We start from the raw sequence: 25,793 nt of genomic DNA, 5'->3' as shown, positions 1-25,793 counted from the left end.
GACTTTGATATCAAAATATACCCGATGATGGCATTTTTTAAGAAGGTACGTGTGCAAGCGATTTGTCCGTGAAGATCTCGCCTCGCGCCGCTGTGGCGTTACTCGGGCAGTCCGGCCCTCCAAAGAGCATCGATGTAGCGATCACGATCGTCCGGTCGCCGGAACGGTGGTAGCACATCGACAAGATTCGAAAGCCGGAGCGCCGGATCGAATTCGCATATACGAGCGATCATGTCCTGTGCTTCTGCAAGCCGCCCTGCCAAGGCATTTCCCGCCGCCACGACACGCATCGCGCTCGGGTAGTTCGGCTGGTGCCGCAACGACTTCCCCGCCCAGGCGACAGCCTCATCATAGCGGCCAGCACAAAAATGAGCGAGCCCAGTATTGAACTGCCAAGCGAACAGGCGTGGATCAAATGGGCTTAGGCGCATGGCAAGCGCGGCGTGTTCGACGGCCTTTTCCGGTTCGCCCAGGCAAGCCTTCACCCAGCTGCTCACGCCCAAAGCAGCGGCCAAGTTCGGGTTGAGTAAGAGTGCTCGATCGATACAAGCGGCACTCTCGTCAAGATCACCGCCTACATAACCGAGGACGTATCCACCGTAGGAGAGCGCAATCGCATCATCCCTGCCGAGTTCAACCGCCCTCCTGGCCAGTCGAGTAGCTTCGGCAATCTCCTCTGCGGGATTGACCATCCAGCCGTTGCTCTTTCGGGTCGCGTAGCACCGGGCCGCCCGGGCGTAAGCGATTGCGAACTCAGGATCATGGTCGGCTGCCTTCATGAAGAGCCGCAAAGCATCGTCAATGACTGATCTACTCGTAATCGTCCGGTCAAAGGCCGCCAGGCCGCGAAGATAGTAGTCGTAAGCGTCGAGGCTCTCTGTCGGTTTGCGTTTGGCGCGCTCGATCTCAGCCTCCTCTAGTCTCGGTGTTATTGCGCCCACGATACTTGATGCGACCTGATCTTGAAGATCGAATACATTCGCCACAGTTCCGTCGAAACGATCGGCCCAAAGGTGTGCACCCGTCGAGGTGTCGATGAGCTGCCCGGCAATGCGCAGGCGGTCAGCAGTCCGGCGCACGCTTCCCTCAACCACATAGCGTACGTCCAGCTCGCGCCCGACCTGCTTTATGTCGACGGCCCGTCCTTTGTACGCGAAGCTCGAATTCCGTGCGATGACGTACAAGTGTCGAAATTGCGCCAGGGCGATGATGATGTCTTCCACTATGCCGTCGGCAAAATATTCCTGCTCCATATCGCCGCTTAAATTCTGAAACGGCAACACCGCAACCGACGGCCGATCGTGATGCTTCGTCGAAACTGAGAAGACCTGCGGCTGCGAAACGACGTCAGGTCCCGGTGTGATCCGCTGATACTCGGGTCTCGCCCGTGATTGCAGCGAAGGCGCTAGGGAGGCCGTCAGCGCCTCGGGTTCGGCGCCTAGATGCTTCTGCAGGAGAGCCCGACAGGACTCCAACTGGCGCAAGGCCGCGTTTTCGTGACCCCTGAGAGCGTGGATCCGGATCAACGCGCGATGGGCGGCCTCCACGGTCGGATCCGAGGCAAGCAGCCTCTCCGCGAGCCCTTCGCAGGCTGATTCTTCCGCGGAGCCAGGCTCGGAAAGCGCAAGGCTCAGCCGCTCCACCAGCTGCTGCGCCTTCCGTTGATACATGCCCTGGTAGGGTCCGAACCATTCATCCAGTCCGTCCGGAATGGATTCCCCTGCAAGCAACTCACCGCGATAAAGATCCGCAGCGAAGGCGAGATCGGCGGGCCGGCCGTCCACCAGTTTCCGGTCGAAGATCGAAATATCCGCTTCATCCGGACCGGCAATCAACGCGACGGCATTCTGATCTCCATCGATGTAGACGCCGGCATCCTTGTCGGCCGGGAACGCCCGCCTGATGTCGACCAGGGCCTGCCGCAAACTACTGCGGGCCTGCCCATTGCTTCGTCCCGGCCAGAAGGCTTCACAAAGCTGTTCCCGACGATAGCCGCGGCGGCCTCCGAGGACCAGGGCAGCAAAAAGAAGCGAAGTCTTGCGCGTGGCAAAGCGGATTTGCCGGAGTTCCGGAGAAGTAACTTCAAGGCCGCCCAGCAACCTGATGCGCACTGATCCTCTCCAGACTTTGACCGCCAAGGCAAACAGCATTTCTGCGAATAGATTTAACACCGATTTAGCGGCGACTGTCGAACTTTTACTTTTGGTTCACGGATAGCCGAACGGTCAGAAAATAGCCCCGTGGCACTCTCCCATCCGCAAATCTCAAAAATGGGAGACTGAAAATGGTTCACACGGAAACTCACGCCGTCGGCAGCGCGTCGGAAAAGCAGTTGCTTGGATCGAAGCCGAATAACGTAGCAACGATCGTCACTGCCCTCGCGGTGTGGCGGCGGACCGTCGCGGAACGGAAGGCACTGGCAGAGTTGACGCCCGATCAGTTGAGGGACATAGGCCATCCGGAGGTCAATCGACCGGCGCTCGAAGTTAAAGCAGGTCTGATCACGAACTTAACGTCGATGAGGTAATCAGCAAATTCAACTGCGCGGGAGCGTCAGCTGCTGGCCAAGCACGAGGCATCGAAGAGAATGAGCGTGACCGGCCCCGCTGGAACCATTCACGATCTGCTCGCACTATTAGGACTTTGTTGACCATAAAGTGGTTTTATTGAGCGCGATGGATGCGGACGTTCCCGCACGTCGTCGAGCGTTTTGTATGGGACGGGTTTGTTCGTGTCGAAATATCCAGTGAGAGCGCTCTCGGGTGGAGCCTTAGGCGGCGGGATTGCTGTACTCCTGTCGCGTGTGGTACGGCTCGCCGCCCAGACCATTCTGCCGGCTCTGCTTGCACTCCCTGCGCTTATCGGTTCTGCATCTTTTGCCTCTGCCGAAGATCGTACGTTGAAGCTGTTCTTTACCCATACGGGCGAAAGGGCCACGATTACCTTCAAGCGCGACGGAAGGTTCGATCCAAAGGGGCTGTCCCAGATAAATCGGTTTCTGCGCGACTGGCGAAGGAACGAACCTACCCGCATGGATCCCCGGCTGCTTGACCTGGTCTGGGAAGTGTACAAGCGCAGCGGCGCGAAGGACTACATCCACATTGTCTCCGCCTACCGGTCTCCGGCCACCAACAACATGCTCCGCAACCGTTCGCGTAGCACGGGCGTTGCCAGAAAGAGCCAGCACATGCTTGGCAAGGCGATGGATTTCTATGTTCCCGGCGTGAAGCTTTCGACGCTGCGTGCGCTTGCAATGCAGATGCAGGTCGGCGGCGTCGGATATTATCCGACCTCGGGATCGCCCTTCGTGCATCTCGACGTCGGCAACGTCCGGGCATGGCCCCGCATGTCTCGGCAGGAACTCGCTCGAATATTCCCGAACGGGCAGACGGTGCATCTTCCAGCCGACGGCCGGCCGCTTCCGGGGTATAACCAGGCGGTTGCGAACTATAAGAAGCGCGCCGGCCCCTCCTCCATCCAGATTGCCAGCACCGCTGGAGAAGACGATGACGCAGGAGCGTCAGCCACCTCGAGCCGCGACGCCACAGACAGGAGCCTCGTGACGGCGCTCCTGCCCACGCCGCGAAGCCGCGCATTGAACGTGCTTGCCTTGCAGACCAACGCGGCCGAACGGGAGGACGAACGGTCCTCACTGGATCTTTCATCTTTCCCGATCCCGATACCAGCGATGCGGCCATCCGACTTACGGGGCGACGCGGGTGCCGATGCCAAGCTGGAGACTGCTTCGATTGGCCCAGTCGGCGTGCTTCCGGGTAGACGCTCATCTGCATCGGCGACCTATACGGGCTTCAAGCCTTTCGCTGCCGCACGTCCCGGCTCAAAAGAAGGCGCGATCATCGCCTCCCTGCCAATGGCTGCCTCCCGGGAAAAGGCAGATCTATTCGGATCGATTTCAGATGCAGCGCTGATGAATTGGGCGCTGCACCCTCCGGGCGCGGTGATTGGCATGAGAGCGCCTCGCGTTTCCCGCCGCACGCTTCAGCAAAATCCTGATGCAGCATCCGGTGCGAACATAATCCCTGTCGCCGCCACTGAACGTTTCGACGCCGAGCGGTTTGCCTCACCCTCGGAAGGCTAAGAGTAGTCATCACCGCTCTGATAGATTTCGCCGCCGGGTGGTTTCCATTCCCCCGTTAACGTTATCGATGAAAGATTGCCCCTTCGTGGGTCTCTGCTTCGCTCTCGACCTGTATCGTCGTGTGATGAATTCCGAAGCGTTCTTTTAGAACCTTTTCGATCTCGCGCCTGACGGCCGCCCGGTCATCGCCGGGCTTCAATGTCACATGGGCTGTGAAACTGATCTCGTCGTTGGACGTTGACCACAAGGTCGTGGTGACGTGCGATCCCGTCGCCAGTCTGGTCGGCCTACCCGATGGATATGTCGCAGTTCGGGCGGCATCGCGACGGATGTTCCAAACGATATGGAGCCTTATATGACCTGCTATATCTCCCCGTCTGCCTCGGCAAGAGACCGGTCGGCTGTTCGTCGCGCTCACCATATCTCCAAGGGGTCCTCTATCAGCCTTGCATTATATGTTTTCTCGTCAGGTTCTTCAGCTCCTCCACGTCGCCGTTCTTGATGGCCTCTATCATCAGGTGATGCTCATTTCCCGACTGTTCTATGCGGGCGCGGGTTCGCCACTGTGAAACGGGAGCAGATGAGGTGCGCTGGCGTATCTCCGTGACAAGATCCACGAGTTCCTGGTTGCCGCTCAGCGCCAGCAATTCCCGATGGAACGCGAGATTGGCTTCGTAGAGCTCCAACATCGTGCCGAAAAGGATCATGTCGTCGAAGGCTTTTGCAAGCATCTGCAATCTCGCAATGCTTTCTGCGGAGGCGTTCGAAATGATCCGATCGGCGACGCCGGTCTCCACGATGATACGAATTTCGCTGACCTCCCTGGCGCGGCGGCCGTCGGGCTCGTAGACATGATAACCGCGGTTCGGCACATGCTCGACCAGCCGCTTCTGCGCCAGCCTGTCGAGCGCCCGGCGCACTTCCGGCCGCGTGCATTCGTAGCGACGCTCCAGATCGATTTGCTTCAGCCACGTGCCGGGTGCCAGCACTCCGGTCAGAATGTCCTGAAGAATGAAATCGGTAACGTCTTTCTCTTCTCCCTCGGCAACAGGCTTTAGCTGGCTGTCATTCATTTCACTCTCCCATCATTCAGCAGGCCGCTTAGCCGGGCCTGTCTTCCGTTTCCGATCCCGCGCGAACAGAGATGATCAAAAAATATTCAAGCCTATCTATTGCGCAATTGATTTTTGAATCATAAATTGGCGCCAATTTTGGTAACCATGCACGCGGATCCTTATAGCACTATGAACAACTCCGACGCCATCTGGAATATTGTCGAAACGAAACGCGACGCCTTCGTCGGGCTCAGCGATCGCGTCTGGGGCATGCCAGAAACGAATTACGAGGAGTTCCGCTCCTCGGCTGAGCATGCGCGCCTTCTGGAAGAAGAGGGCTTTCGCGTTGAGCGTGGCATTGCCGGACTGCCAACCGCGGTCATGGGTGAGGCCGGCGAAGGCGGGCCGGTGATTGCCATCCTCGGCGAATTCGACGCACTTCCCGGTCTCAGCCAGGAGGCGGGCATCGCCGAGGAGAGGCCAATCGAAAAAAGCGGCAACGGCCATGGCTGCGGCCATAACCTGCTCGGCGCGGGGTCGATGCTTGCAGCCGCAGCCGTCAAGGATTTTCTGGCGGCGAACGGCCTGAAGGGCCGGGTGCGCTACTACGGGTGCCCCGCCGAGGAAGGCGGATCGTCTAAAGGCTTCATGGTTCGTTCCGGCGTCTTCGACGATGTCGATATCGCCATCTCCTGGCATCCGGCATCCTTGGCCGGTGTCAACAATCCGATCTCGCTCGCCTGCAACGAAATTAATTTCCATTTCACCGGCCGTGCCTCGCATGCCTCGGCAACCCCGCATCTTGGACGCAGCGCGCTTGACGCGGTGGAGCTGATGAATGTTGGCGCCAACTACCTACGTGAACACATGCCTTCGACCGCGCGCATCCATTATGCGATCACCGATGCCGGGGGTTCCGCGCCGAATGTGGTGCAGGCTCGGGCGACCGTGCGCTACCTCGTGCGTGCGCGAAGCCTTCCCGAACTGCTGAGCCTCGTCGCCCGTGTAAAAAAGCTGGCGGAAGGCGCTGCACTGATGACCGAAACCACGGTGCGCAGCGAAGTGCTCAGCGGCGACGCCAACCTCGTCGGCAATACCCCGCTCGAAGAGCTGATGCACAAGCATCTCCAGCGCCTCGGCCCGCCGCCCTTCGACGCCGCCGATCACGAGACGGCCCGGAAATTCCAGGAAACCTTTTCGGCGGAAGATATTTCCGCATCCTATGGCCGGTTCGGACTGAATCCGAAGAAGGGTGTGGCGCTCTGCGACGGGATCTTCCCGCCGGAAAGCGGCGACGGAACGATCGTCGGCTCCACGGATGTCGGCACCGTCAGCTGGGTGGTGCCGACCGTGCAGATGCGTGGCGCCACATATGCCATCGGCACACCGGGCCACTCCTGGCAGCTCGTGGCCCAAGGAAAGCTTCCGGCCGCCCACAAGGGCATGGAGCATGCAGCCAAGGTGATGGCGAGCACCGCCGTCGATCTCATCTGCGATCCCGCACTCATCGAGGCGGCCAAGGCGGACCATCAGGGACGCCTCGAGGGGATCGCTTTCGTCAATCCGATTCCCGATGACGTTGAGCCGCCTCTACCGGAGAAGAGCCATGCCTAGCACCGCTCCCCTTCCCGACCGAGCGCACCTGGTGTCGCATATCCGCGAATTCTCGCGGCGCGTGAAACTGTCGGGAACGCCGGAGGAGCTCGAAAGCTTCGCATACTTGCAGGCGGAGATGAACGCAGCCGGCTATCAGACGCGCCTGATTGCCCATGATGCCTTCATCAGCCTGCCGGGGCGGGCGAAGATAGAAATCGACGGCATGGCGCTACCCTGCATCACACACTCGATGTCGGTGTCAAGCGCCGGCATCACCGCCGAGCTCGTTTACGTCGGCGAAGGCAGCGAAGCTCATTTCGCCGATCGTGATGTCACCGGCAGGATCGTTCTGGCCGACGGCATCGCGACCGAGGAAGTCGCAGCCCTTGCCAGTGCGGCCGGCGCGATCGGCCAGATCCATGTCAGCCCGAACGAACATCTCTATGAAATGTGCGTTTCGCCCGTCTGGGGAAGCCCGTCGCAGCATACCCGCGCAAAACTGCCCTCGACTGTGATCTGCTCCATTCGTCAGGAGGACGGCGAGCGTTTGCGCCGCCGGCTGGCGGGCGGCGAGCGGGTTCACGCCCGCCTCGAGGCCGAAGTAGATGCCGGCTGGCGCAAGACGCCTCTGCTGGTCGCGGAACTCTCGGCGGAGAACGGTCCTGACGACGCGCCGTTCGTGTTATTTTCCGGCCATCACGACACCTGGCATTTCGGCGTCATGGACAATGGCGGAGCCAACGCGACGATGCTGGAAGCCGCACACGTTCTCGCCGAAACGCGAAGCGAATGGCGAAGGGGGCTTCGCCTCTGCTTCTGGTCCGGCCATTCGCACGGGCGCTATTCCGGATCGGCCTGGTATGCCGACGAATATTTCGACGAACTCGAACGCCGTTGCGTCGCGCATGTCAACGTCGATTCCACCGGTGGCGAGGGCGCGACAGTGCTCACCAACTCCGCTGTCATCGATGAATTGAAGGCCGTCGCCGCGGATGCTGTCGCTGCGATCTCAGGACAGAAGCACGCCGGCAGGCGTCATGGACGCGCTGCCGATCAGTCCTTCTGGGGTGTCGGCATTCCCTCCATGTTCGGTAGTCTGAGCCACCAGCCTCCCGGTCCGGTCAAGATGCTGACGGCGCTAGGATGGTGGTGGCATACGCCCCACGACACGATGGATCACATCGACCCGGAAAATCTCGAACGGGACACGCGGATCGTTCTCGAAGTCCTATGGCGGCTGCTGACTTCGCCCGTCCTGCCCTATGACTACGCCGCTTACGCCACGTCATTGCAGGCGGAACTTGATCATCTCGAGAGGGCGCTCGACGGCCGGCTGGATATATCGGCATTGAAGGATGGGGCTTCTGAACTCGAGCGGCAGGCAATTGCCCTCGCCCGGCTGTCGGACGGCGCGGCAGGCGAAACTGCCGATCGCATCAACGCCTCGCTCCTGCGTGCTTCGCGGCAGCTCGTGCCGTTGAACTATACGAGCGGCGAGCGCTTTCACCATGATCCCGCCCTGCCTCATCGACCCTGGGCGTCGCTGGAAGGGATCGATGAACTTGCGCGGCTGCCCGCAGGCTCGCCGGACACCGCCTTTTATGCCGTCCACGCGCGGCAGACACGAAATCGCATCGCCTCAGCGCTGCGCCAAGCCAACGAAGCATTACGGGAAGCACTTCAACCTTAACCTTAAAGGAGCTGCCAACGCTCCGATCAATCCGCCGCCAACGATGCGGCAATACAAGGGGAACCGGAGATGACCATGAAAACGAAATTCCTTGCCGCCGTTGCGGCCGCAATTCTCTCCCTCGGCCCTGCGAGCGCCGATGCTAAGGACTGGACACATGTGAAGGTCGGCATCGAGGGCGCTTTCCCGCCCTGGAACATGATCGATTCCAGCGGCAAGCTCGCGGGCTTCGACGTCGATCTCATCAACGATCTCTGCACCCGCGCCAAGGTCGAGTGCGAACTGACCGCCGGCGAGTGGACGGGGATGATCCCCAGCCTTAATGCCGGTAAGTTCGATCTGATCATGACGCTCGGCATCAATGAAAAGCGCAAGCAGGTCGTCGATTTCACCGTGCCCTATGCCAGCGGCGTCGCCACATTCCTGCTGCTGAAGGATGGTCCCGTAGCCGAGTTGCCGATGGCCGGCGAGCGGCTGAACCTCAACGACAAGGATAAGGCCAATCCGGTCATGGCAAAGATCGGCGAAGCCTTGAAGGGCAAGACGGTCGGCGTCGTGCAATCGACCAGTCAGGAACAATTGATCAACGCCTATTACGGCAGTGACGTCACCGTGCGTGCTTACAAGAATTCCGGCGAACGCGATCTGGATCTGAAGGCCGGGCGCATCGACGCAGGATTCGACAGCGGCGTCTATGCGACATCCGTCCTCGCCAAACCCGGCAATGACGATCTGATGATGTCCGGCCCGCTCGTCAAAGGCGCCATGCTGGCGACCGAAGTGGCGCTCGGCATGCGCAAGGGCGAAACGGATCTGAAGGCAAAGTTCGACGATGCGATCAAGGCCGCCGCCAAGGACGGCGTGATCAAGTCGCTCTCCGAGAAGTGGAGCAAGCTCGACCTCACACCGAACTTCGAAACGAACTGATCGCGCCTGCCTTCCTGGATGCTGCACCCGACCGCTACGCCCGCTCCGAATGAGCTGGCTGGTCGGAACGCTTCACCGGCTGGCACCTTCCTGAAGACAGGATGATGGATATGCCATTCGATTTTCTAGACACCCAGCAGAGCGCGGCCCGGCCATGAACCAACCCGGAATCCTGGAGCTCGTCAGCTTCGGTCCCGGCGGATGGGGCCACGCGCTCCTTGCCGGTGCATGGATGACGATCCTGATCGCGCTGGCAGGCTACGCGATCGGGGCAGTGATCGGCACCTTCGGCGCTTGGGCAAAGATCTCCGGCGGCACTACCGTCAGAACGGCGGCGGATGCTTATACGACGATATTGCGCGGCATTCCCGATCTTCTCGTCATCTATCTCCTCTATTTTGGCGGCAGCGCCATGGTGACGGCGGTCGGCAGGCTGTTCGGCGCGGAAGGTTTCATCGGCTTTCCGGGCTTTCTCGCCGGCGCGCTCGCCGTCGGGATCACCTCCGGCGCGCAGCACACCGAAGTCTTTCGTGGCGCCTTCAAGGCCGTGCATCCCGGCGAGATCGAAGCGGCGATTGCCTGCGGAATGCCGCGCCTCATGCGCTTCAGGCGGATTGTCGCGCCACTCACCCTGCGGCACGCCCTGCCCGGCCTCGGCAATGTCTGGCAGGTCGTTCTGAAGGAATCGGCGCTGGTCTCGATCACGGGCGTCGCCGAACTGCTGCGTCAGGCGCAGGTGGGTGCCGGATCGACCGGCCTTCCCTTCGATTTCTACCTGATCGCCGCGGCGATCTACCTGCTGATTTCGACGATCTCCGGCGTCTTCATGCGCCAGGCCGAGCGGCATTTCTCCCGCGGCGTCAGGAGGGGCTGATGGATTGGGCTTTCACCACCGAGACTTTCCTCAGCCTCGTCTCCGCAATCCCGCTGACGCTGCAGCTTGCTGCCACATCGATCGCGATCGGCGCGATCCTGGCGCTCGGGCTGGCCCTCGCCCGCCTTTCCGGCATTCTCGTCCTCGACTGGTTTGCTCGTTTCTACGTCTTCGTCTTCCGCGGTACGCCTCTCCTGGTGCAGGTCTTCCTGATCTATTACGGCCTCGGCCAGTTTCCGGCCGTCCGCCACAGTCTGCTCTGGCCACTGCTGCGCGAGCCGTATTGGTGCGCCGTCCTGGCGTTGACCTTGAACACGGCCGCCTATGCCAGCGAAATCATCCGCGGCGGACTGCTCTCCGTGCCGCACGGGCAGATCGAAGCGGCCAAAGCCTGCGGCATGCCGCAGCTGATGCTCTTTCGGCGCATCGTCATGCCGCTTGCAATCCGCCAGGCGTTACCCGCCTACGGCAACGAGATGATCTCCATGGTCAAGGCGACATCGCTCGCCTCGATCATCACTTTGATGGAAGTCACCGGTGTCGCCGCGAAGATCATCTCGGAGACCTACCGGGCAATCGAAGTCTTCATCGTCGCGGGCACCATCTATCTCGCCATCAATTTCCTGCTGACGCGCCTCATCCAGCTCCTGGAATACCGGCTGAGCCCGCATCTGCGCGCGCCTCCGCCATCTGTCCCGGCCGCCTCCGCAGCGACGGCTATCGAAGGAGATGCCTCATGATCGTCACCGTGTCCAAAACCGCGCCGCTGGCATTGAGCGTCAGGAACCTGCACAAGAGCTTTGGGCCGGTCGAAGTGCTGAAGGGCATCTCGCTCGATGCTCGCGAAGGCGAAGTCGTCTCCATTCTCGGCTCTTCCGGCTCGGGCAAGTCGACGCTTCTGCGCTGCATCAACCTTCTGGAAACGCCGGGCTCCGGCGAAATCACCGTTGCCGGAGAAACGATCCGCATGCGGACCAATGCCAGGGGCCATGCCCATCCCGAGGATCGGAAGCAGGTCGACCGGATCCGCTCGCGCCTGGGCATGGTCTTCCAGAGCTTCAATCTCTGGTCCCACAAGACGGTGCTCGAAAACATCATCGAGGCTCCGGTTCACGTGCAGCGCCGGTCCCGCGCCGAATGCATCGCGGAGGCGGAGATGCTGCTTGCCAAGGTCGGAATATCAGACAAGCGCAACCACTATCCCGTCCATCTCTCCGGCGGCCAGCAGCAGCGCGCCGCGATCGCCCGCGCGCTCGCCATGCAGCCGAAGGTCATGCTCTTCGACGAGCCGACTTCGGCGCTTGATCCGGAGTTGGTCGGCGAGGTGCTACGCGTGATGCGGGCGCTGGCCGAGGAAGGACGAACCATGCTCGTCGTCACCCACGAGATGGGCTTTGCCCGAGATGTCTCCAGTCGGGTCGTCTTCCTGCACAAGGGCGTCGTCGAAGAAGACGGCCATCCGCAGGAGGTGTTTGCCAACTCGAAATCCGAACGTTTCCGCCAGTTCATCAGCAAATGACAGCGGTCCGAAACCCAAACAACGAAAAAGGGGAACTGCAATGAAATATCTGACTGGAATTCTGAAGGCGCTTTGCGTCCTGCCGCTCATGTTCGCCTCGTCGGCCGCCCATGCAGAAGGCAAGACATGGACGCATATGACGATCGCCACCGAAGGCGAGTTCCGCCCGTGGAACTTCACCAATGCCGACGGCACTCTGGACGGCTATGAAATCGAGCTCAGCAAATATCTGTGCGCCCACATGAAGGTGGAATGCACGACTGTCATTCAATCCTTCGACGGCATGATCCCGGCGCTCAATGCCGGCAAGTTCGATGCCATCATCTCCGGCATGTCGGCAACGGCAAAACGCGAGGAAGTGATCGATTTCAGCGACTCTTACGGCACGACGGGCCAGACATTCGCGACCCTCAAGTCGAGCCCGCTCGCCACGCTTCCGCTGAAGGGAGAGGTATTTTCGCTCGCCACCAACGAAGCCGGTGCAGCCGATGCTGTAAAACAGCTGACGCCTCTCCTTCAGGGCAAGACGATCGGTGTCCAGGGTTCCTCCATTGGCGCGGCCTTTCTTGACAAATACCTCAGGGACGTCGTCGAGATCAGGGAATATAAGACCACCGAACAGCACGATCTCGACCTGAAGGCCGGGCGCGTCGATCTCATCATCGCGTCCATGGCCTACCTTTCGACTGCGGCGGCAAAGCCCGGAAACGAGGACATGGTCGTGACCGGCCCGCGCTTCCAGGGCGGACTTCTCGGACGCGGCAGCTCGGTGGGCCTGCGCAAGACCGATCCGGAACTGAAGGCGCTGTTCAACGATGCCATCGCCGCGGCAAAAGCCGACGGCACGGTCACCAGGCTGTCGCAGAAGTGGTTCGGCTTCGACGTCACGCCGCGATAGCCAGAACGGTGGTTATCCGAATTGGCCCGGCCGGCCTTGGACGCGATCGGCGGCCGGGCCACCGGACGACTGCCGGATGGGCTGGATTCCGCGCCGGGAATGAAGGCGGCGTGCGCGCGAAGCGCATGCACACCATTAGAAATTAAAGATGGCGACAAGTTCATCACCCGCCGCTATCGGAAACGCCACTCCCCGAGCCGCCGGAAGAGAAAATGACTCCTAAAGGGCGGAGGCTGCGGAGGATTGTGACTTCGAGTGGCTGATCTTTCTCGGCAGTATCATTCGCGAATGATAGACCCCAAATGCGACCGGAACATCGAACGTCAACCGGCGTTAAATCCCTCGAATATTTTTCAACGCCCAAGATCGGAGGCAACGCCATGGGTCGCGGCATTCTTCTGTGGCTTCTCGGCATTCCACTGCCAATCGTCATTCTCCTTGTTCTTTTCATGCGATAGGAGGCGTCTGCCATGTCCATGACAGGACACGGGCGTCGTGGCCACTCCGGTTGAATCGTCCAAATCCGCGATGTCGTGGGGACCGATCTTCGGCGGCGCTTTTGCCGCCACCGGCGTTACACTGATCCTTCTGCTTCTTGGCTCGGGCGTCGGGCTGACGGCTGTGTCCCCGTGGACGGGACAGAGCGCTTCGGCAGGGTCAATTGGCGTCACCGCTGCAATTTGGCTTGTGGTCGTGCAGTGGCTGTCAGCGGCGCTGGGCGGCTACCTCACGGGCCGGCTCCGCACGAAATGGACCGCTGTCCACAGCGACGAGGTCTTCTTCCGCGACACCGCTCACGGTCTGATTAGCTGGGCAGTCGCCACGGTTTTTGTCGCCGGTTTCCTAGCATCGTCTTTGACCGCGCTGGCGGGCGCCGGAGCTCAGGGTGTCAGCCAGGCCGCGACAACCGCAAGCCTTGCCGGCACTGTTGCAGCAGCAGAATCGCCGACGACCGATCTCTCGACGTCCTATTTCACCGATGCCTTGCTTCGACCCGATCGAAGCCGCGCGCAGACCACGACCGACGACGGGGCGGCCGCAGCGGAGGTGTCGAGAATTCTTCTTCAAGGTGCTGCTCAAGGCGGGATCCCAGACGAGGACAAAAACTACCTCGCAACGATTGTGGCATCGCGCACCGCCCTGCCGGAGGCCGACGCCAAGGCCCGAGTCGACGCAATCTTAAAGCGTGTGGAAGACGCGAAGGTCGCTGCGCAGAAAACAGCAGACGAGGCACGTAAGGCAGCGGCAACAACGGCGATGCTTGGTGCCCTGTCTCTCATTGTTGGTGCTTTTATCTCCTCTTCTGCCGCAGCACTCGGAGGTCGGCAAAGGGATGAGGAAGAGGACCTTTTTCTTACTCGCACGTAAACACCGATCGCAGAACTGCGGCCGGCCAAGATGATGGCTTCATCAAGCATGCCGCAGCGATCACAAGGAAGCGCATGACGATGCCGCCGACCGTCATCATCCATCATTCCGGTAGTATTCCTGTCAGGTTCCCGGCACCTCAGCTGCGTTTTCCGGTCGAGTGAACCGCCTAACGGGCCAGCGCTCCTCCTGGTCTTGGAATTGCCTAATGAGTCTTTCGCGCCCAACGGACTTGTTGGGCCGCTAATCGGAACAACACGCGATGCCCCACGTTCAGAGTCCACAAATCATCCCACCACAGGAGGATAGAATGGCAGAGAAGACTTTGAACGACCTGTTCGTCGATACCCTCAAGGACATTTACTTCGCAGAGAGGCAAATCCTGAAAGCATTGCCGAAGATGGCTCGCGCCACGCAATCGGAGGAAGGTAAAGCGGGCTTCCTGCAGCATCGTGACGAGACCGAAAGCCAAGTCGAGCGTCTCGTGCAAGTGTTCGAGATCGTTGGCAAGCCCGCTCGCGGCAAGACCTGCGAGGCCATCCAAGGCATTATCGCCGAAGGGGAGGAGATCATGGAAGAATTCAAAGGGTCTCCCGCGCTTGACGCAGGATTGATCTCCGCAGCCCAGGCCGTTGAACATTATGAGATCGCCCGCTACGGCACACTTATCGCTTGGGCCAAGCAGCTTGGCTTGAAGGACGCGGTCCCACTCCTTCAGGCGAGCCTCGCGGAAGAGGAAGCCACCGATAAGAAGCTGACGAAGCTTGCACAGGCGTCGGCGAATTTGAAAGCAACGAAAGCCGCCTGAGCCATTTCCGATAGCGAGGAGGCCGTGTTCGCGGCCTTCTCGCATGCTTCGATGGGGGCATCCAAGCAATGCGAAGAGCTCTGCACCGGAAGGACCCTTAGCGTTTACTGGCTTGGCGGAGGTAGAGCGGATCCGGCTGCAGGCTTCCCAGTACGCGCACCAGAGTGTCGCCAACGCGACAGCAGAATCCGGCGACCGGGAAGAGCCGATCGCCAGATCACACTCGAAACATCACTCATCAACTGCCGTGCGGGAGGTTCAATGCCAAGTCTGGCGCGCATACCAGTCATCGATATCGCGACGCACGCGATCCTTTTCGAGGCCGTAGCGTTCCTGGATCTTGCCTTCAAGCTGCTCGCGTTTACCGGCGATCTGATCAAGGTCGTCGTCAGTCAGCTTGCCCCATTGCTCTTTGATCATCCCTTTGGCCTGTTTCCAGTTGCCTTCGACGCGGTTCCAATCCATGTTCTTTTCCTTTCTTGAATATTGGGGCGTCGAGGAAACGTTGCCCGCGGCGTTTTGTTCATCGCAAATCACGCAAATCGCAGCCATTAATAGGTCCCGAAATTCGGCTGACCTATTCTCATCGCCGGCTCGTGAGGCGATTTCGCAGACTGCCACGAAGTTCGGAGCAATAGAGCACGGAAGAAGCACCCGCGTTCCTCGAAGTGGAAAGCCGGTGGCGGAGGCTTGCGGAAGACCATGCAACAAAGGACACATGCCAGTTTGCCGCTCGAGTCGGTGATCTCGCGGCGTTTCTGCTTCATCGTATTAGGCGCCTGAAGAGATGCCGCCGCGCGAACGACAAAAACCGGACGGAAAAATCGCGCCGGGACTTAATCCCGCGACCTGTCTCTTCGCCGCACGCGCTCTGCGCGACTTCGGCGACGGCTTTGTGGCGATCTTACTGCCGGTTTATCTGCTCGAACTCGGATTTTCGCCCCTGCAAGTCGGCATCATCGCGACGGCATCGCTGTTCGGTTCTGCACTCTTGACGATTGCGATCGGATTCCTCGGTGCGCATCGCGATCTCCGCCAACTGCTATTTGCTGCCACCGGACTTATGGTGGCCACGGGCGTGGCCATGGCCATGGTTCACGACTATGCACCGCTGCTGGTGATTGCCTTCGCCGGTACGATTAATCCTTCAGCCGGCAGCGTGAGCGTGTTCGTGCCGCTGGAGCACGCGGCGCTCACTCGCGAGGTGACCGCAGTCGATCGGACGAAGATGTTCGCGCGTTATAGCCTCACTGGTGCGCTTGCAAGCGCCGTCGGCGCGCTCGCGGCAGCGATACCGGACTCCTCCGCGCTGGTGGGTCTCGAAAGATTGACCGCCGTCAAGCTGATGTTCGTGCTCTATGCTCTGGTCGGAATAGCTGGCGGTCTTTTCTATGCCCGCATACCGCGACGCCCCACAATGGGGCCCGCCGAAGCGTCGGCACTCGGGCCTTCGCGTGCCGTTGTCTTCAAACTTGCGGGCCTGTTCAGCCTCGATGCCTTTGCCGGCGGTTTCGTGGTCCAGTCTCTGCTAGCCCTGTGGCTGTTTGAACGGTTCGATCTATCGCTTGCGGCGGCGGGCATGTTTTTCTTCTGGTCCGGCGTACTTTCGGCGTTTTCCTTCCCAGTCGCCGCTTGGCTGTCGCGGCGTATCGGGCTGATCAACACCATGGTGTTCACCCACATTCCGTCGAGCGTCGTGCTGATCTTGGCGGCCTTCGCCCCCAACTTGGCCCTGGCGCTCGCCTTGTTGCTCATCCGGGCAGCTCTCTCGCAAATGGACGTACCGACGCGCTCGTCCTACGTGATGGCCGTCGTGACCGAGGCGGAGCGGGCCGCGGCGGCGAGCTTCACATCGGTACCGCGCAGTCTTGCCGCGGCGGCCAGTCCTGCCCTGGCGGGTGCTCTCGTCGCTGCCTCCTATCGCGCTTGGCCGCTCGTCATCTGCGGCATGCTGAAGATCGTCTACGACCTGCTGTTGCTGCTGCAGTTCCGCCACCTCAAGCCACCTGAGGAGCGTTAAAAAGACCCCGGATGTCGTTCACAGCCTTCTCCGCATCGACTAACAGTCAGTCGATTGTCAAGCCGTGAATACGCGTTGGTTATGCTATGGACGCGCGGCAAACCATCGGTTGGAATCTCAGACGGCTTCGCGTGGCGAAAGGCCACTCTCAGGAGCGATTGGCACTCCCACCCGCACACAAGAAACCTTGACGCATCCTCTCCACGGGGATAGGAGGAAAACACGTCTGATCAGAGGTCTCCCATGTTTGCCAGCATCAAGGAATGGCTTGGTTTCGGCCACGCCGGTCACGCCTACGGGCATGGCAACGGCTCGCACACGCACTCACATAGCAACGCCGGAGGCCATGGCCATACACACGGTGTTGTCGATCCCAGCATCGCATCTTCCGCGCGTGGTATCTGGGCGATCAAATGGTCGTTCGTGATCCTGGCGATCACTGCCGCACTTCAGCTCGTCGTCGTCTTCATTTCGGGAAGCGTCGCCCTGTTGGCCGACACGATCCATAACATTGGCGACGCCGCCACGGCCATCCCGCTCTGGATCGCCTTCACGCTGGTCCGCCGCAAGCCGACCAGAATTTTTAACTACGGTCTCGGCCGGGTCGAAGACTTCGCAGGCATGCTGATCGTCCTCATCATCCTCTTCAGCGCTATCGTTGCGGGCTACGAGGCCATCGACCGCCTGATGAACCCGCAGCCGATCACGCAGCTTCTCGCCGTGGGCGCCGCGGGCATCATCGGCTTCATCGGCAACGAGGCGGTCGCCATCTTCCGCATCAAGGTCGGCCGCGAGATGAACAGTGCGGCCCTCATCGCCGACGGCTACCATGCCCGAACCGATGGCCTAACCAGCCTTGCCGTCGTCCTCGGCGCGTTCGGCGTCTGGATGGGCTTCCCGCTCGCCGATCCGATCGTCGGCCTGCTGATCACCATCGCGATCTTCGGTATCGTCTGGCAGTCGGCGCGTTCGGTCATCACCCGGAGCCTCGACGGCGTCGAACCTGGGATCACCGACGAGATCCGTCATGCCGCCGGACACGTTGCCGGTATCGAGCGCCTCACCGACGTCAAGGCCCGCTGGCTTGGTCACAAGCTTCACGCCGATGTGACGATCGCCGTCGATAGTTCGAAGTCGGTTGCCCAGGCCAATGCGGTCGTGCTCGCTCTCCGTAAGGAGCTGAACGCCCATCTGCCGGCCCTGGGAACCGCGACGATCCAGCTCGACACCGCAGGAACGGCGACGCCCGTCGAAAATCAGGACAACGGACATCACCACGCCCCCGCGCCGTTCACCGTCAGTTCCCCATTGGCGACCGGTTTGCTGGAGATTGTCGACACTCCGGATGGCGAACGTTTCCGGCTTTCGGTTGGAAAGCATATCCATGGCCTGCAGGCAGTGGTAGAGATCAATCGCGGTAACGGCGCAATCGAGCGTCTGCCGTTGCTTCCCTCCCCGACCGATCATCATGTGATGATCAGTGCGGTCGCTCCTGCCGAGCCGCATGAGTTCGAAGCCGTGTTAAAACTGATGGCTGGGATCGAGGTGGATGACCTTTCCTTTCGGATGGAAGAGCCGGAAGGACATCACCACTGACCTTGCCGATCACGGGACCGGCGGCGTATCGTCCCGTCGCGACGGAGGCATTTGGAAATGGACACGATGACCGAACACCACACGCATGCCACCCACCCCGAGATCGTCAAGCGTCTCAAGCGCGCGGAGGGCCATCTGAAGAGCGTCATCGCCATGATCGAGGCTGGCCGACCCTGCGTCGACATTGCCCAGCAGCTCTCCGCTGTCGAAAAGGCGATCATCAACGCCAAGCGCACGCTCATCCAGGACCATCTCGACCACTGCCTGGAGGAGACCGTCGGCGCGCTGCCCCGCGACCAGCGCCAGTCCATCGACGAGTTCAAGACGATCACCAAGTATCTGTGAGCCGATGGGTGATGAACGGCATGCGGCCGCACTCGCGATGGCAACGATAATTTTCGATGCCGGAAGCTGTTCTCGTCACCTTGCCGCAGCCGCCACACCGTCATTGATCAATCGAGTTCTCGCTTGGTTGCCCGATGAGCACCGGCTCAATAACGAAAATACCCGTAGATCGGTCGCGCGCCGCGCTTGCACTTGATCTCTTCATTGTACTCGTCACCATCCCATTTCCGCTCGATCTTGCAGCCACCGCGACGATACTCTTCTTTGTATGCTCGTTGCTGATATCGGGGTCCATCGTAGTAGCCGCCCTCACGCCAACGCCCATGACCGCTTTCGTCCTTCCAGGGATCGGACAATGCATTCCCGGCACACACGGAAAGTGCCATGCCAACCGCGGCAGTTATGGTCAAAAGCTTCATGGCTCGGAGCTCCTTCTTCCGCATGCTAGATCAACACATCTTTGACGTTTTAGTTTCGGAGATCGGATATGAACGACCGATGAAGGGCATTCGCTCCGATGCATTGAGGGAAGAGGTCCACGGCAGGCTGACTGGACGCCTACGCTGGCCGGCGATCCGATCACGGTCATGGCAGGTGTCCTCCGCCAGCCGCTTCCCGGCCTTCGTCCTGCTGGTGGCGATCGCCAAGTTCGGACGCTATATCATCCTGGCAGCGGCAACCACGGGACTGACCTGATGCCCTGGCAGCAGATCATCGAATTTCAACGCGACATCTATCTGGCGTTTGCCGAGCACATCAAGGCGTTCGCCTCCGGCGGCGGCTGGCTCGCCTTTCTGGCATTCCTGCCGATGGGGATTGCCTTTGGCGCGGTCCATGCCCTGACGCCGGGGCACAGCAAGTCGATCCTCGCCACCTACCTCACGGGTTCGTCGATGAAGGCGCACAAGGCGTTGCTGGTGTCGATGGCGCTGTCGTTCACGCATGTGTCCATGGCGGTACTGATCGCGCTGCTTGCCCTGCCGCTGGTTTCGCACTCCTTCGTCAACGCCGGAACTGCCCCCGCCCTCCAGGCGCTCAGCCGCGGACTGCTTGGCGTGATCGGCCTGTGGATGCTGGGGAGCGCGCTGTTCCGGCACTCCCATACCCATTCGAGCGGCGAAGGCGTCATCGTGGGTTTCATGGCGGGACTGATCCCCTGTCCACTCACGCTCTTCGTCATGACGTTCGCGATGATCCACCAGGTTGTCATAACGGGACTGCTTTTCGCGGTGTCGATGATGATCGGTGTCTGCCTAACCCTGTCGGCGGTCGCACTCCTGGCGGTCGTCTTCAGGGAGCAGCTCGGACGACTGATGCACAGCAGACCGGAGCTGCTCGCGACCGTCTCGAAATCGGTCGAGGCCATCGCCGGAGCGATCCTTCTAACCGTCGCCGGGTTCGAGCTTTCGAGGTGGGCAGGTCTCGGATAAGGTCTGGCGATGTTCTCGGGCGAAGTGAGATGAAACTTAGCTTGGCCGCCATCCTGATGGTTCTCGGCATCTGCGATCCGTCTTCGCCGTGGAGCCTGCCATTCGACATTTCCTACGGGCGCTGCCTGTCGTCGGGACCCGCCTGGAGCGTCTTCACAAGCTCTATACGGCCCGCGCCGGGGGTCGTGCAGCCCGAACCTTTTTCTTCTGAGTACTTTTCGTCGGTAGCGGCGGTCAGGAGCTTCACCACATCAAGGTCAGCCTCTAAGGAAGCTGCTCCTCGAAATTGTTAGTGCCGGCTAACAATATCACGGCAAATTGGCCCCGACATTGAAAGGGTTGCTGTGCGTACGCAAACTCAACAAACCGCCTGTGCTTTAACCACACTAGGAGTATAATCAGACTGGGCGCCAGGGAATTCTATGTCCGGGGATCGCTCGGCGATCCGAGCGATATAACACGATGGTACGCTCCCGAACGATACTGCAGGCCGCCATCCTTTGCGTCGCGTCAACGGCCGGAGCCGAGGATAGCAACACATCTTTCGACTTTTTCCGTCGCCACTGTCTTTCGAGCGGACCCGACTTCGACAGGACAGTCAGGGCCGCGCAGGCCCACGGCTGGACGCCGCTCGGCGACGAGGTGGTCATCGGCTTGGCACCCGTGGACGATCCGGAGAGCATCGAAGGCTGGGCGGCGCAAGGCAATGGCATAGGCCAACCTCTCTTCGTCGGCGTCGCTAAAAACAACCTCGGCGGCAAGTCGGTCCAAGCCTGCACGGTGGCGACATCCGGCGTCGACAGCAGGGGCTTTGAAAGGCAGCTCTTCGACGTATTCGACGCCGAAGCGATAGATGAAAACCGTAGCCCGACGCACGTGCACAAGCTTTACAGCGTGATCGTCAAGGGCCGCAATGAACTTGTCACGTTGACGGTGCCCGCGGCACCTGATGGTAGAGACCAGCTCATGGCCAGTTCGATCGCCGAAACGCAATGGGAAAATTGACGGCTAACGGCATTGCTGAGGATGAGCTTCGTCCGTCTCGACACGGGCGCCGACGCCGTTCAGCGCCAGCTGCTGGAACAGCTCATCGACCTCGGACGGCGACAGGCCAGCGTTTCCGTTGATCCACCAGGCCAGAACGGCGACAAAGGCTCCGGAAATGAATTGCACGGCAACCTCGGCAGGGACGTTGGTATTGCCGATCCGCTTTTCGGCAAGCTCATGCCGGACAACGCGGCGGATCCGCTCGCGCAATTCATCGTGAATCGCGTCGCTGCTGCTCGAGAGCAGCGCGTGATGGAGTTCGCGGGCCGCCTGCGCATGCTCAAGCATCGGCAGGCTGAACCGGAATAGGCGTCGGCCGGAAGCCGGAAGCGTCGCCAGGCGCTGTTGATCGAGCGATCTCAGATGTGCCTCGATCGTTGCGCTGCGCAGTTCATCTTTGCTCGTGTAGTGAGCGTAAAAGGTCGATCGTCCGACATTGGCCTTGCGGCAAATGTCTTCGACAGTAATTGCCGCATATCCGCGCTCCGGGATCAGTGCGATGAGCGCGTCCTGCAGCAGAGCGCGCGTTCGCGCGACGCGACGGTCGATCGAGCCGTTCTTTGCTGACCGCTCGATTTTCATGGCCACTGCCTCCTGGATTGTGCCGTTCCGAACATCTTACCGTCGGGTGTCCTGCAACACTATTTCCGGACATCGTGTCCAGCATGATACGACCTGTCCCGAAAGTTTACAGCGCCTTTGCGGCGCGCTTTTGTCACCACGGAGGCTGCCTCTCATGCACGGATTTGGTCGCAACGCCGGAGTGGGTTCGCCTTCCCGCAGAAGCCTGATCATCATGGTCGTCGCAGCGAAGCTGTCGTTGATCGCAGGGTTGATGACGTTGCTGTGGCTTGGAGCCGGATATCTAAGCGCTGGTGCCTCGGTGTTCGTGTTCCACGGCGTCGTTCTGACCGCCCTGTTGGCCCTGGTAATCTGGGGACGCGGCCGACGGCAAAGCCTTGTAGGAGGCCGCAGCGACGACGAACACGGCAACGCGATTGGAATCGTCCTACACGGAGCGGCCACCTACGATCTGCTCGCCCGCATGCTGACGCTCGGGCGCGAGGGTCGGTTTCGCACTTCAATGCTGCGCCTAGCGGGGCTCCGGCCGGGAGAAATCGTGCTCGATGTCGCCTGCGGGACCGGGACGCTGGCGATCGCGGCGAAACGTCAGGTTGGACCAACCGGCCGCGTGACCGGGCTCGACGCCTCGGCGGAGATGGTCGCGCGAGCGAAGGCGAAGGCACAAAGAGTGCAGCTTGATGTCACCTTCGTGCACGGAGCGGCCCAGACGTTGCCGTTCGATGATGCCCGGTTTGACGTCGTCACCGGCACGCTCATGCTCCACCATTTGCCAAAGCGTGCTCGAGCAGCCTTCGCCCGCGAAGCGCGCCGCGTCCTCAGGCCGGAAGGCCGTTTGTTGCTGATTGACTTCGGCAAGCCGGCGCGGAGGTCGAGATTGCCGACCCTCCACCGACACGGACATGTCGACATGCAGGCGATCGGTGCGCTTCTCACTGAGGCCGGGTTTGAAATCGTCGCGATCGGTGACGTCGGGACCAAGGGCCTCCGTTACATCCGGGCAATGCCGGCGCATACGGACGACGAAGGGCCGTCCTGCGGAACGTGACGACTGACGGTTTCCTGCCGGCAGCCAAAAGCCTTATGTACCGATTGTTCCGGCCCTCACTCCCCGTCGAAGGAACTCTGATCAACGACCTCGTCGTCCAAAGTGGCCGCCTGTTCGACCATGTGCCGATTAAATTAGCCCCGCGTCTTCCAGCATCTCAATGTCCGGGAGATCCCCTGTCGGCGACCCCGTTTCGGCACGGGGATCGTGCCTCTGGCCGCTTTTCCTGTTCTGCCAGTCCGCCGGGTTCACTCCGGCGGCACGAATTCTGACAAGAACGTCTGATGGCCTCTCGATCTTTGGCTTAGTGATCGTGCGAACTTGCAACACTTCAGGTCCGCCAGGGGCGTACATCACCAGCGCCCGCATCGTCTCAGACATTTCGTGACACTCCGCCGCTCTGCTCGATCGCATTGATCAGCCGATGCAGTTTGACCGCGTCCTCGAACGTCGGACTGTGGCGGGTTCCCGCCGTCATGTCGGACGCGAAAAGTTCGTAGAGCTTCCTGACATTGCCGGTCAGGACGTTGTCATCGGAACCGAAGTCGTCCGGAACGGAGATGGGGTGGAGCTGCTCGCCGGCTTGCGCCCCCATTAGCTTGAATCCACCCAGGCCCCGACGGGGCTTGTGAGCAACAAGTCTCCTCTGCTGCCGTTGATCTCCAAATGGAAATTGGTTGCACGCGACAACCCGCCCCGGAAATGGCTGGTGACAAGCGCGCCGGATATGAGCTTGCCAGTGAAGGCGATCTGGTCCGCGACATCGAAGGGAACGACCTCCTGGCTCCGGCGAGCTTGAAGGCATACCTTTCGTGTAGTTCGGCCACCGCTGGAGCGGGCGGCGATCGCAAGGGCCGTGGTCTGTGGCCTAAGTTTACGTGCCCCAGGTTCGCTCCAGCACGGAGATCCAGTTGCGATGTGCTATCTTGACCAGAGCCTCGTCGTCGTAACCCGCCTCCCGCAGTGCAGCCATGAGCCGTGGCAGACCAGTAACGTCGCCGATCTTCCTCGAGATCAACGTGCCGTCGAAATCGGAGCCGAGCGCGACATGATCGATCCCCACTTTTTCGACCAGATAGTCGACGTGACGGACCATGACCAAAAGGTCCAATTCTGTATCCGGCCTACCCTCGGGATGCAGGAATTTCACGCCGAAGTTCAGACCGATCAACCCGCCCGTATCGCGGATGGCGTCGAGCTGGGCATCGGTCACATTGCGGCTGTGCGGGCAGATCGCAAACGCATTCGAATGGGAGGCGACCAGCGGTGCATCGGAGATCTTCGCTATGTCCCAGAAGCCGGCATCGTTCATATGCGACAGGTCGACCATTATCTTCAGCCGATTGCACAGCCGCACCAGATCGCGGCCTGCCTCGGTCAGTCCCGGTCCGATATCGGGGGCTTGGCCGAAGCGGAAGGGAACGCCATGGGCAAAGATATTCGGACGGCTCCAGACCGGGCCGAGCGTTCGCAAGCCCGCAGCATGCAGTACCGGAATGAGGTCGAGATCCGCTCCCGCGGCCTCGATGCCCTCGATATGGAAGATCGCTGCGAAACGGTCTGCCGCCATGGCCGCGCGGATTTCGCTGGCGGAGATGCAGATCTTGAAGCCTCCCTCCGATTGCGCTTCGATGCTTCGCAAAAGAGCTGCCTGCGCGATCGTCTGGTCGAGTGCGCTCTGGCGGTCAACGCTTGGCAGATCGCCGTTGGCGTCGAGGTCCCGACCCGGCGAGGGGACGTAGACGGCGCAAAGTCCGCCGGCAAGCCCGCCCTGGCGCGCCCGGGGAAGATCGATATGTACGCCCGGCTGGCCGTTCAGAAAGCGCGCTTCCGCAGCTTCGCGGCCCTCGCGCATCAAGCGGGAAAGAATATCGTTGTGCCCGTCGAATACCGGAACGGGAGTCGTTGGTTCGGTCACGCGAACCTACTTAAAGTACGATTTCGTGGATTGTCTTGTGCGTGGCGACGAATGCCTTGCCTTCAGGCGTCACCCAGCCCCGGAACATGCCCGGTGTATTGAAGGGTGCACTGATTGCGCCCTCGGCGTCGACAGCGACAAGGCCCGCGCCGATCTGGTGCGGCGCGAGGCAGCGGTTGATGACGATGTCCGAGGCCGTGGCAAGGTCCTCCCCAAGATAGGCGATGCGCGAGGCAATTTCGTGCCCCACGACATAACGAATGAAGAATTCGCCCTTGCCGGTGCCCGAGACTGCGCAGATGCCGTCGCGCGAATAGGTGCCCGCGCCGATGACCGGGCTGTCACCCACCCTGCCGTCGGGCTTGTTCGTGTAACCGCCTGTGGAGGTCGCTGCGGCGAGATGGCCTGCCGCGTCGAGTGCGACCGCACCGACCGTGCCATGCTTCTCGTTTTCCGTCCCTTCCGTTCCCGCCGTCGCATGCGCCTTCATCGCTGCCAGCGCGTCCTGTCGCTTCCGGGTGGTGAAATAGGATTGCGGTTCGATGTCCAGACCCTTGGCCTTAGCAAACATGTCTGCGGCACCTGCCGTCAGGAACATGGCGCGGCCGTCCTCCATCAGGGCGCGGGCCGCCTTCACCGGATTGCGGATGGTTCGCGCGGCGCTGATCGCCCCGGAGGCCAGCGTCTCGCCGTCCATGATCGAGGCATCGAGTTCGTGGACGCCGTTTTCGTTGAGCGCTGCGCCATGACCTGCATTGAACTGCGCGCTGTTCTCCATCACGACGACGGCGGCCTCGACCGCATCGATCGCCCGGCCACCGCTGGCAAGCACGGCGTATCCGGCGCGCAGAGCTGCGGCGATATCATTGCGTGCGGCCGCCCAGTCTTGCGCGCTCATGCTGTCTTCCGGCATCACTCCGCATCCGCCGTGAATGGCCAGTGCGATCTTCGTCATGTCCCGCTCCGATCTCGA

Annotated in this window: 29 protein-coding genes and 1 pseudogene; 19 read left to right on the top strand and 11 right to left on the bottom strand. The window is 60.8% G+C overall.

Going from position 1 to position 25,793, the window contains the following annotated elements:
* Positions 1-98 precede the first annotated feature (98 nt).
* Positions 99-2,111: a BTAD domain-containing putative transcriptional regulator gene (locus N2599_RS22620; protein ID WP_027512727.1), complete on the bottom strand. Its 2,013-nt coding sequence runs from the start codon at positions 2,109-2,111 to the stop codon at positions 99-101.
* 173 nt (positions 2,112-2,284) lie between these two features.
* Here N2599_RS22620 and N2599_RS22615 point away from each other — a divergent pair, with 173 nt between their 5' ends.
* On the top strand, positions 2,285-2,527 hold the full coding sequence (locus N2599_RS22615) for a DUF1127 domain-containing protein (protein WP_027512726.1): 243 nt from the start codon (positions 2,285-2,287) through the stop codon (positions 2,525-2,527).
* Between the two features lie 198 nt (positions 2,528-2,725).
* The gene (locus tag N2599_RS22610; protein ID WP_027512725.1) at positions 2,726-4,099 is read left to right on the top strand and encodes a peptidoglycan L,D-endopeptidase MepK; all 1,374 of its coding nucleotides are present in this window, start codon (positions 2,726-2,728) and stop codon (positions 4,097-4,099) included.
* Positions 4,100-4,160: 61 nt separating this feature from the next.
* On the opposite strand, the gene N2599_RS38200 is transcribed toward N2599_RS22610, so the two are convergent.
* Together N2599_RS38200 and N2599_RS22605 are read right to left on the bottom strand one after the other, a co-directional pair.
* Positions 4,161-4,520: a cation transporter dimerization domain-containing protein gene (locus tag N2599_RS38200; protein WP_483407210.1), complete on the bottom strand. Its 360-nt coding sequence runs from the start codon at positions 4,518-4,520 to the stop codon at positions 4,161-4,163.
* A 19-nt stretch (positions 4,521-4,539) separates the two neighbouring features.
* On the bottom strand, positions 4,540-5,172 hold the full coding sequence (locus N2599_RS22605; protein WP_027512723.1) for a GntR family transcriptional regulator: 633 nt from the start codon (positions 5,170-5,172) through the stop codon (positions 4,540-4,542).
* 171 nt (positions 5,173-5,343) lie between these two features.
* Here N2599_RS22605 and N2599_RS22600 point away from each other — a divergent pair, with 171 nt between their 5' ends.
* The 9 genes from N2599_RS22600 (at position 5,344) to N2599_RS22560 (ending at position 14,834) form a co-directional block, all read left to right on the top strand.
* Positions 5,344-6,768 carry a M20 family metallopeptidase gene (locus N2599_RS22600; RefSeq protein WP_027512722.1) on the top strand — a complete coding sequence of 475 codons (1,425 nt, stop codon included), beginning with the start codon at positions 5,344-5,346 and terminating at the stop codon, positions 6,766-6,768.
* Complete coding sequence (locus N2599_RS22595; RefSeq protein WP_027512721.1) at positions 6,761-8,440, top strand: M28 family metallopeptidase; 1,680 nt, start codon at positions 6,761-6,763, stop codon at positions 8,438-8,440. The genes N2599_RS22600 and N2599_RS22595 overlap by 8 nt, the downstream gene beginning before the upstream one ends.
* A 75-nt stretch (positions 8,441-8,515) precedes the next feature.
* On the top strand, positions 8,516-9,367 hold the full coding sequence (locus tag N2599_RS22590; RefSeq protein ID WP_027512720.1) for a transporter substrate-binding domain-containing protein: 852 nt from the start codon (positions 8,516-8,518) through the stop codon (positions 9,365-9,367).
* A gap of 154 nt (positions 9,368-9,521) precedes the next feature.
* Entirely contained in the window at positions 9,522-10,241 is a 720-nt protein-coding gene (locus N2599_RS22585; RefSeq protein WP_027512719.1) for an ABC transporter permease, read from the top strand.
* Positions 10,241-10,981 (top strand): ABC transporter permease, encoded by a 741-nt coding sequence (locus tag N2599_RS22580; protein WP_027512718.1) that lies wholly within the window; start codon positions 10,241-10,243, stop codon positions 10,979-10,981. The genes N2599_RS22585 and N2599_RS22580 overlap by 1 nt, the downstream gene beginning before the upstream one ends.
* Entirely contained in the window at positions 10,978-11,760 is a 783-nt protein-coding gene (locus N2599_RS22575; RefSeq protein ID WP_027512717.1) for an ABC transporter ATP-binding protein, read from the top strand. Before N2599_RS22580 ends, N2599_RS22575 begins: the two co-directional genes overlap by 4 nt.
* 40 nt (positions 11,761-11,800) lie before the next feature.
* Positions 11,801-12,658, top strand: a complete 858-nt coding sequence (locus tag N2599_RS22570) for a transporter substrate-binding domain-containing protein (protein ID WP_027512716.1) — start codon at positions 11,801-11,803, stop codon at positions 12,656-12,658.
* Positions 12,659-13,186: 528 nt separating this feature from the next.
* Positions 13,187-14,026 carry a hypothetical protein gene (locus N2599_RS22565; protein WP_244914941.1) on the top strand — a complete coding sequence of 280 codons (840 nt, stop codon included), beginning with the start codon at positions 13,187-13,189 and terminating at the stop codon, positions 14,024-14,026.
* A 310-nt stretch (positions 14,027-14,336) separates the two neighbouring features.
* The gene (locus N2599_RS22560; protein WP_027512714.1) at positions 14,337-14,834 is read left to right on the top strand and encodes a YciE/YciF ferroxidase family protein; all 498 of its coding nucleotides are present in this window, start codon (positions 14,337-14,339) and stop codon (positions 14,832-14,834) included.
* A 258-nt stretch (positions 14,835-15,092) separates the two neighbouring features.
* Here the strand turns inward: N2599_RS22560 and N2599_RS22555 are convergent, their stop codons facing one another.
* Positions 15,093-15,299, bottom strand: coding sequence for a CsbD family protein (locus N2599_RS22555; protein WP_027512713.1), 207 nt, complete (start codon positions 15,297-15,299; stop codon positions 15,093-15,095).
* 322 nt (positions 15,300-15,621) lie between these two features.
* On the opposite strand from N2599_RS22555, the gene N2599_RS22550 reads away from it, so the two are divergent.
* The 4 genes and pseudogenes from N2599_RS22550 to N2599_RS22535 all read left to right on the top strand — a co-directional run bounded on the left by N2599_RS22550 (position 15,622) and on the right by N2599_RS22535 (position 18,795).
* Positions 15,622-16,854, top strand: coding sequence for an MFS transporter (locus tag N2599_RS22550; protein ID WP_051336750.1), 1,233 nt, complete (start codon positions 15,622-15,624; stop codon positions 16,852-16,854).
* Between the two features lie 86 nt (positions 16,855-16,940).
* Positions 16,941-17,021: pseudogene (locus N2599_RS22545) on the top strand (helix-turn-helix domain-containing protein); the annotation flags it as partial.
* Positions 17,022-17,097: 76 nt separating this feature from the next.
* Positions 17,098-18,450: a cation diffusion facilitator family transporter gene (locus tag N2599_RS22540; RefSeq protein ID WP_027512711.1), complete on the top strand. Its 1,353-nt coding sequence runs from the start codon at positions 17,098-17,100 to the stop codon at positions 18,448-18,450.
* Between the two features lie 66 nt (positions 18,451-18,516).
* A complete protein-coding gene (locus N2599_RS22535; RefSeq protein WP_027512710.1) occupies positions 18,517-18,795 on the top strand; it encodes a metal-sensing transcriptional repressor in 279 nt (92 codons plus the stop codon).
* A 146-nt stretch (positions 18,796-18,941) separates the two neighbouring features.
* On the opposite strand, the gene N2599_RS22530 is transcribed toward N2599_RS22535, so the two are convergent.
* A complete protein-coding gene (locus N2599_RS22530; protein WP_084606609.1) occupies positions 18,942-19,214 on the bottom strand; it encodes a hypothetical protein in 273 nt (90 codons plus the stop codon).
* A gap of 79 nt (positions 19,215-19,293) precedes the next feature.
* Here N2599_RS22530 and N2599_RS22525 point away from each other — a divergent pair, with 79 nt between their 5' ends.
* From N2599_RS22525 to N2599_RS22515, 3 genes are all read left to right on the top strand, one after another.
* Positions 19,294-19,491, top strand: a complete 198-nt coding sequence (locus tag N2599_RS22525) for a hypothetical protein (protein ID WP_245209299.1) — start codon at positions 19,294-19,296, stop codon at positions 19,489-19,491.
* Positions 19,491-20,225: an urease accessory protein UreH domain-containing protein gene (locus tag N2599_RS22520; RefSeq protein WP_027512707.1), complete on the top strand. Its 735-nt coding sequence runs from the start codon at positions 19,491-19,493 to the stop codon at positions 20,223-20,225. Before N2599_RS22525 ends, N2599_RS22520 begins: the two co-directional genes overlap by 1 nt.
* A 462-nt stretch (positions 20,226-20,687) precedes the next feature.
* Positions 20,688-21,230 carry a hypothetical protein gene (locus N2599_RS22515; RefSeq protein WP_027512706.1) on the top strand — a complete coding sequence of 181 codons (543 nt, stop codon included), beginning with the start codon at positions 20,688-20,690 and terminating at the stop codon, positions 21,228-21,230.
* A gap of 3 nt (positions 21,231-21,233) precedes the next feature.
* Here the strand turns inward: N2599_RS22515 and N2599_RS22510 are convergent, their stop codons facing one another.
* Positions 21,234-21,854 carry a TetR/AcrR family transcriptional regulator gene (locus tag N2599_RS22510; RefSeq protein WP_027512705.1) on the bottom strand — a complete coding sequence of 207 codons (621 nt, stop codon included), beginning with the start codon at positions 21,852-21,854 and terminating at the stop codon, positions 21,234-21,236.
* A 154-nt stretch (positions 21,855-22,008) separates the two neighbouring features.
* Here N2599_RS22510 and N2599_RS22505 point away from each other — a divergent pair, with 154 nt between their 5' ends.
* Complete coding sequence (locus tag N2599_RS22505) at positions 22,009-22,902, top strand: methyltransferase domain-containing protein (protein WP_051336749.1); 894 nt, start codon at positions 22,009-22,011, stop codon at positions 22,900-22,902.
* A 129-nt stretch (positions 22,903-23,031) separates the two neighbouring features.
* Here N2599_RS22505 and N2599_RS22500 read toward each other — a convergent pair whose 3' ends face one another.
* From N2599_RS22500 to N2599_RS22485, 5 genes are all read right to left on the bottom strand, one after another.
* Complete coding sequence (locus tag N2599_RS22500; protein ID WP_027512704.1) at positions 23,032-23,283, bottom strand: hypothetical protein; 252 nt, start codon at positions 23,281-23,283, stop codon at positions 23,032-23,034.
* Complete coding sequence (locus tag N2599_RS22495) at positions 23,276-23,497, bottom strand: hypothetical protein (protein WP_027512703.1); 222 nt, start codon at positions 23,495-23,497, stop codon at positions 23,276-23,278. The genes N2599_RS22500 and N2599_RS22495 overlap by 8 nt, the downstream gene beginning before the upstream one ends.
* Complete coding sequence (locus N2599_RS37890) at positions 23,497-23,652, bottom strand: hypothetical protein (RefSeq protein WP_375714150.1); 156 nt, start codon at positions 23,650-23,652, stop codon at positions 23,497-23,499. Before N2599_RS37890 ends, N2599_RS22495 begins: the two co-directional genes overlap by 1 nt.
* 124 nt (positions 23,653-23,776) lie before the next feature.
* Positions 23,777-24,757 carry a dipeptidase gene (locus tag N2599_RS22490; protein ID WP_244914939.1) on the bottom strand — a complete coding sequence of 327 codons (981 nt, stop codon included), beginning with the start codon at positions 24,755-24,757 and terminating at the stop codon, positions 23,777-23,779.
* 73 nt (positions 24,758-24,830) lie between these two features.
* The gene (locus tag N2599_RS22485) at positions 24,831-25,775 is read right to left on the bottom strand and encodes an isoaspartyl peptidase/L-asparaginase family protein (protein WP_027512701.1); all 945 of its coding nucleotides are present in this window, start codon (positions 25,773-25,775) and stop codon (positions 24,831-24,833) included.
* Positions 25,776-25,793: the final 18 nt, after the last annotated feature.

Origin of the sequence: Rhizobium sullae, from assembly GCF_025200715.1 — a bacterium.
Classification (GTDB): Bacteria; Pseudomonadota; Alphaproteobacteria; order Rhizobiales; family Rhizobiaceae; genus Rhizobium; species Rhizobium sullae.
This window is presented reverse-complemented; position numbering and strand designations above follow the sequence as displayed.

What these genes read in the sequence shown, in the direction of transcription:
- N2599_RS22505 (WP_051336749.1), top strand. Translation starts at nt 22,009, where the DNA reads ATGCACGGATTTGGTCGCAACGCCGGAGTGGGTTCGCCTTCCCGCAGA.
- N2599_RS22515 (WP_027512706.1), top strand. Translation starts at nt 20,688, where the DNA reads ATGGTACGCTCCCGAACGATACTGCAGGCCGCCATCCTTTGCGTCGCG.
- N2599_RS22615 (WP_027512726.1), top strand. Translation starts at nt 2,285, where the DNA reads ATGGTTCACACGGAAACTCACGCCGTCGGCAGCGCGTCGGAAAAGCAG.
- N2599_RS22485 (WP_027512701.1), bottom strand. Translation starts at nt 25,775, where the DNA reads ATGACGAAGATCGCACTGGCCATTCACGGCGGATGCGGAGTGATGCCG.
- N2599_RS22570 (WP_027512716.1), top strand. Translation starts at nt 11,801, where the DNA reads ATGAAATATCTGACTGGAATTCTGAAGGCGCTTTGCGTCCTGCCGCTC.
- N2599_RS22540 (WP_027512711.1), top strand. Translation starts at nt 17,098, where the DNA reads ATGTTTGCCAGCATCAAGGAATGGCTTGGTTTCGGCCACGCCGGTCAC.
- N2599_RS22600 (WP_027512722.1), top strand. Translation starts at nt 5,344, where the DNA reads ATGAACAACTCCGACGCCATCTGGAATATTGTCGAAACGAAACGCGAC.
- N2599_RS22535 (WP_027512710.1), top strand. Translation starts at nt 18,517, where the DNA reads ATGACCGAACACCACACGCATGCCACCCACCCCGAGATCGTCAAGCGT.
- N2599_RS22560 (WP_027512714.1), top strand. Translation starts at nt 14,337, where the DNA reads ATGGCAGAGAAGACTTTGAACGACCTGTTCGTCGATACCCTCAAGGAC.
- N2599_RS22565 (WP_244914941.1), top strand. Translation starts at nt 13,187, where the DNA reads ATGTCGTGGGGACCGATCTTCGGCGGCGCTTTTGCCGCCACCGGCGTT.
- N2599_RS22590 (WP_027512720.1), top strand. Translation starts at nt 8,516, where the DNA reads ATGAAAACGAAATTCCTTGCCGCCGTTGCGGCCGCAATTCTCTCCCTC.
- N2599_RS22525 (WP_245209299.1), top strand. Translation starts at nt 19,294, where the DNA reads ATGAAGGGCATTCGCTCCGATGCATTGAGGGAAGAGGTCCACGGCAGG.
- N2599_RS22605 (WP_027512723.1), bottom strand. Translation starts at nt 5,172, where the DNA reads ATGAATGACAGCCAGCTAAAGCCTGTTGCCGAGGGAGAAGAGAAAGAC.
- N2599_RS22495 (WP_027512703.1), bottom strand. Translation starts at nt 23,497, where the DNA reads ATGGGGGCGCAAGCCGGCGAGCAGCTCCACCCCATCTCCGTTCCGGAC.
- N2599_RS38200 (WP_483407210.1), bottom strand. Translation starts at nt 4,520, where the DNA reads ATGGTGAGCGCGACGAACAGCCGACCGGTCTCTTGCCGAGGCAGACGG.
- N2599_RS22520 (WP_027512707.1), top strand. Translation starts at nt 19,491, where the DNA reads ATGCCCTGGCAGCAGATCATCGAATTTCAACGCGACATCTATCTGGCG.
- N2599_RS22580 (WP_027512718.1), top strand. Translation starts at nt 10,241, where the DNA reads ATGGATTGGGCTTTCACCACCGAGACTTTCCTCAGCCTCGTCTCCGCA.
- N2599_RS22490 (WP_244914939.1), bottom strand. Translation starts at nt 24,757, where the DNA reads ATGCGCGAGGGCCGCGAAGCTGCGGAAGCGCGCTTTCTGAACGGCCAG.
- N2599_RS22575 (WP_027512717.1), top strand. Translation starts at nt 10,978, where the DNA reads ATGATCGTCACCGTGTCCAAAACCGCGCCGCTGGCATTGAGCGTCAGG.
- N2599_RS22585 (WP_027512719.1), top strand. Translation starts at nt 9,522, where the DNA reads ATGAACCAACCCGGAATCCTGGAGCTCGTCAGCTTCGGTCCCGGCGGA.
- N2599_RS22530 (WP_084606609.1), bottom strand. Translation starts at nt 19,214, where the DNA reads ATGAAGCTTTTGACCATAACTGCCGCGGTTGGCATGGCACTTTCCGTG.
- N2599_RS22510 (WP_027512705.1), bottom strand. Translation starts at nt 21,854, where the DNA reads ATGAAAATCGAGCGGTCAGCAAAGAACGGCTCGATCGACCGTCGCGTC.
- N2599_RS22500 (WP_027512704.1), bottom strand. Translation starts at nt 23,283, where the DNA reads ATGTCTGAGACGATGCGGGCGCTGGTGATGTACGCCCCTGGCGGACCT.
- N2599_RS22595 (WP_027512721.1), top strand. Translation starts at nt 6,761, where the DNA reads ATGCCTAGCACCGCTCCCCTTCCCGACCGAGCGCACCTGGTGTCGCAT.
- N2599_RS22555 (WP_027512713.1), bottom strand. Translation starts at nt 15,299, where the DNA reads ATGGATTGGAACCGCGTCGAAGGCAACTGGAAACAGGCCAAAGGGATG.
- N2599_RS22550 (WP_051336750.1), top strand. Translation starts at nt 15,622, where the DNA reads ATGCCGCCGCGCGAACGACAAAAACCGGACGGAAAAATCGCGCCGGGA.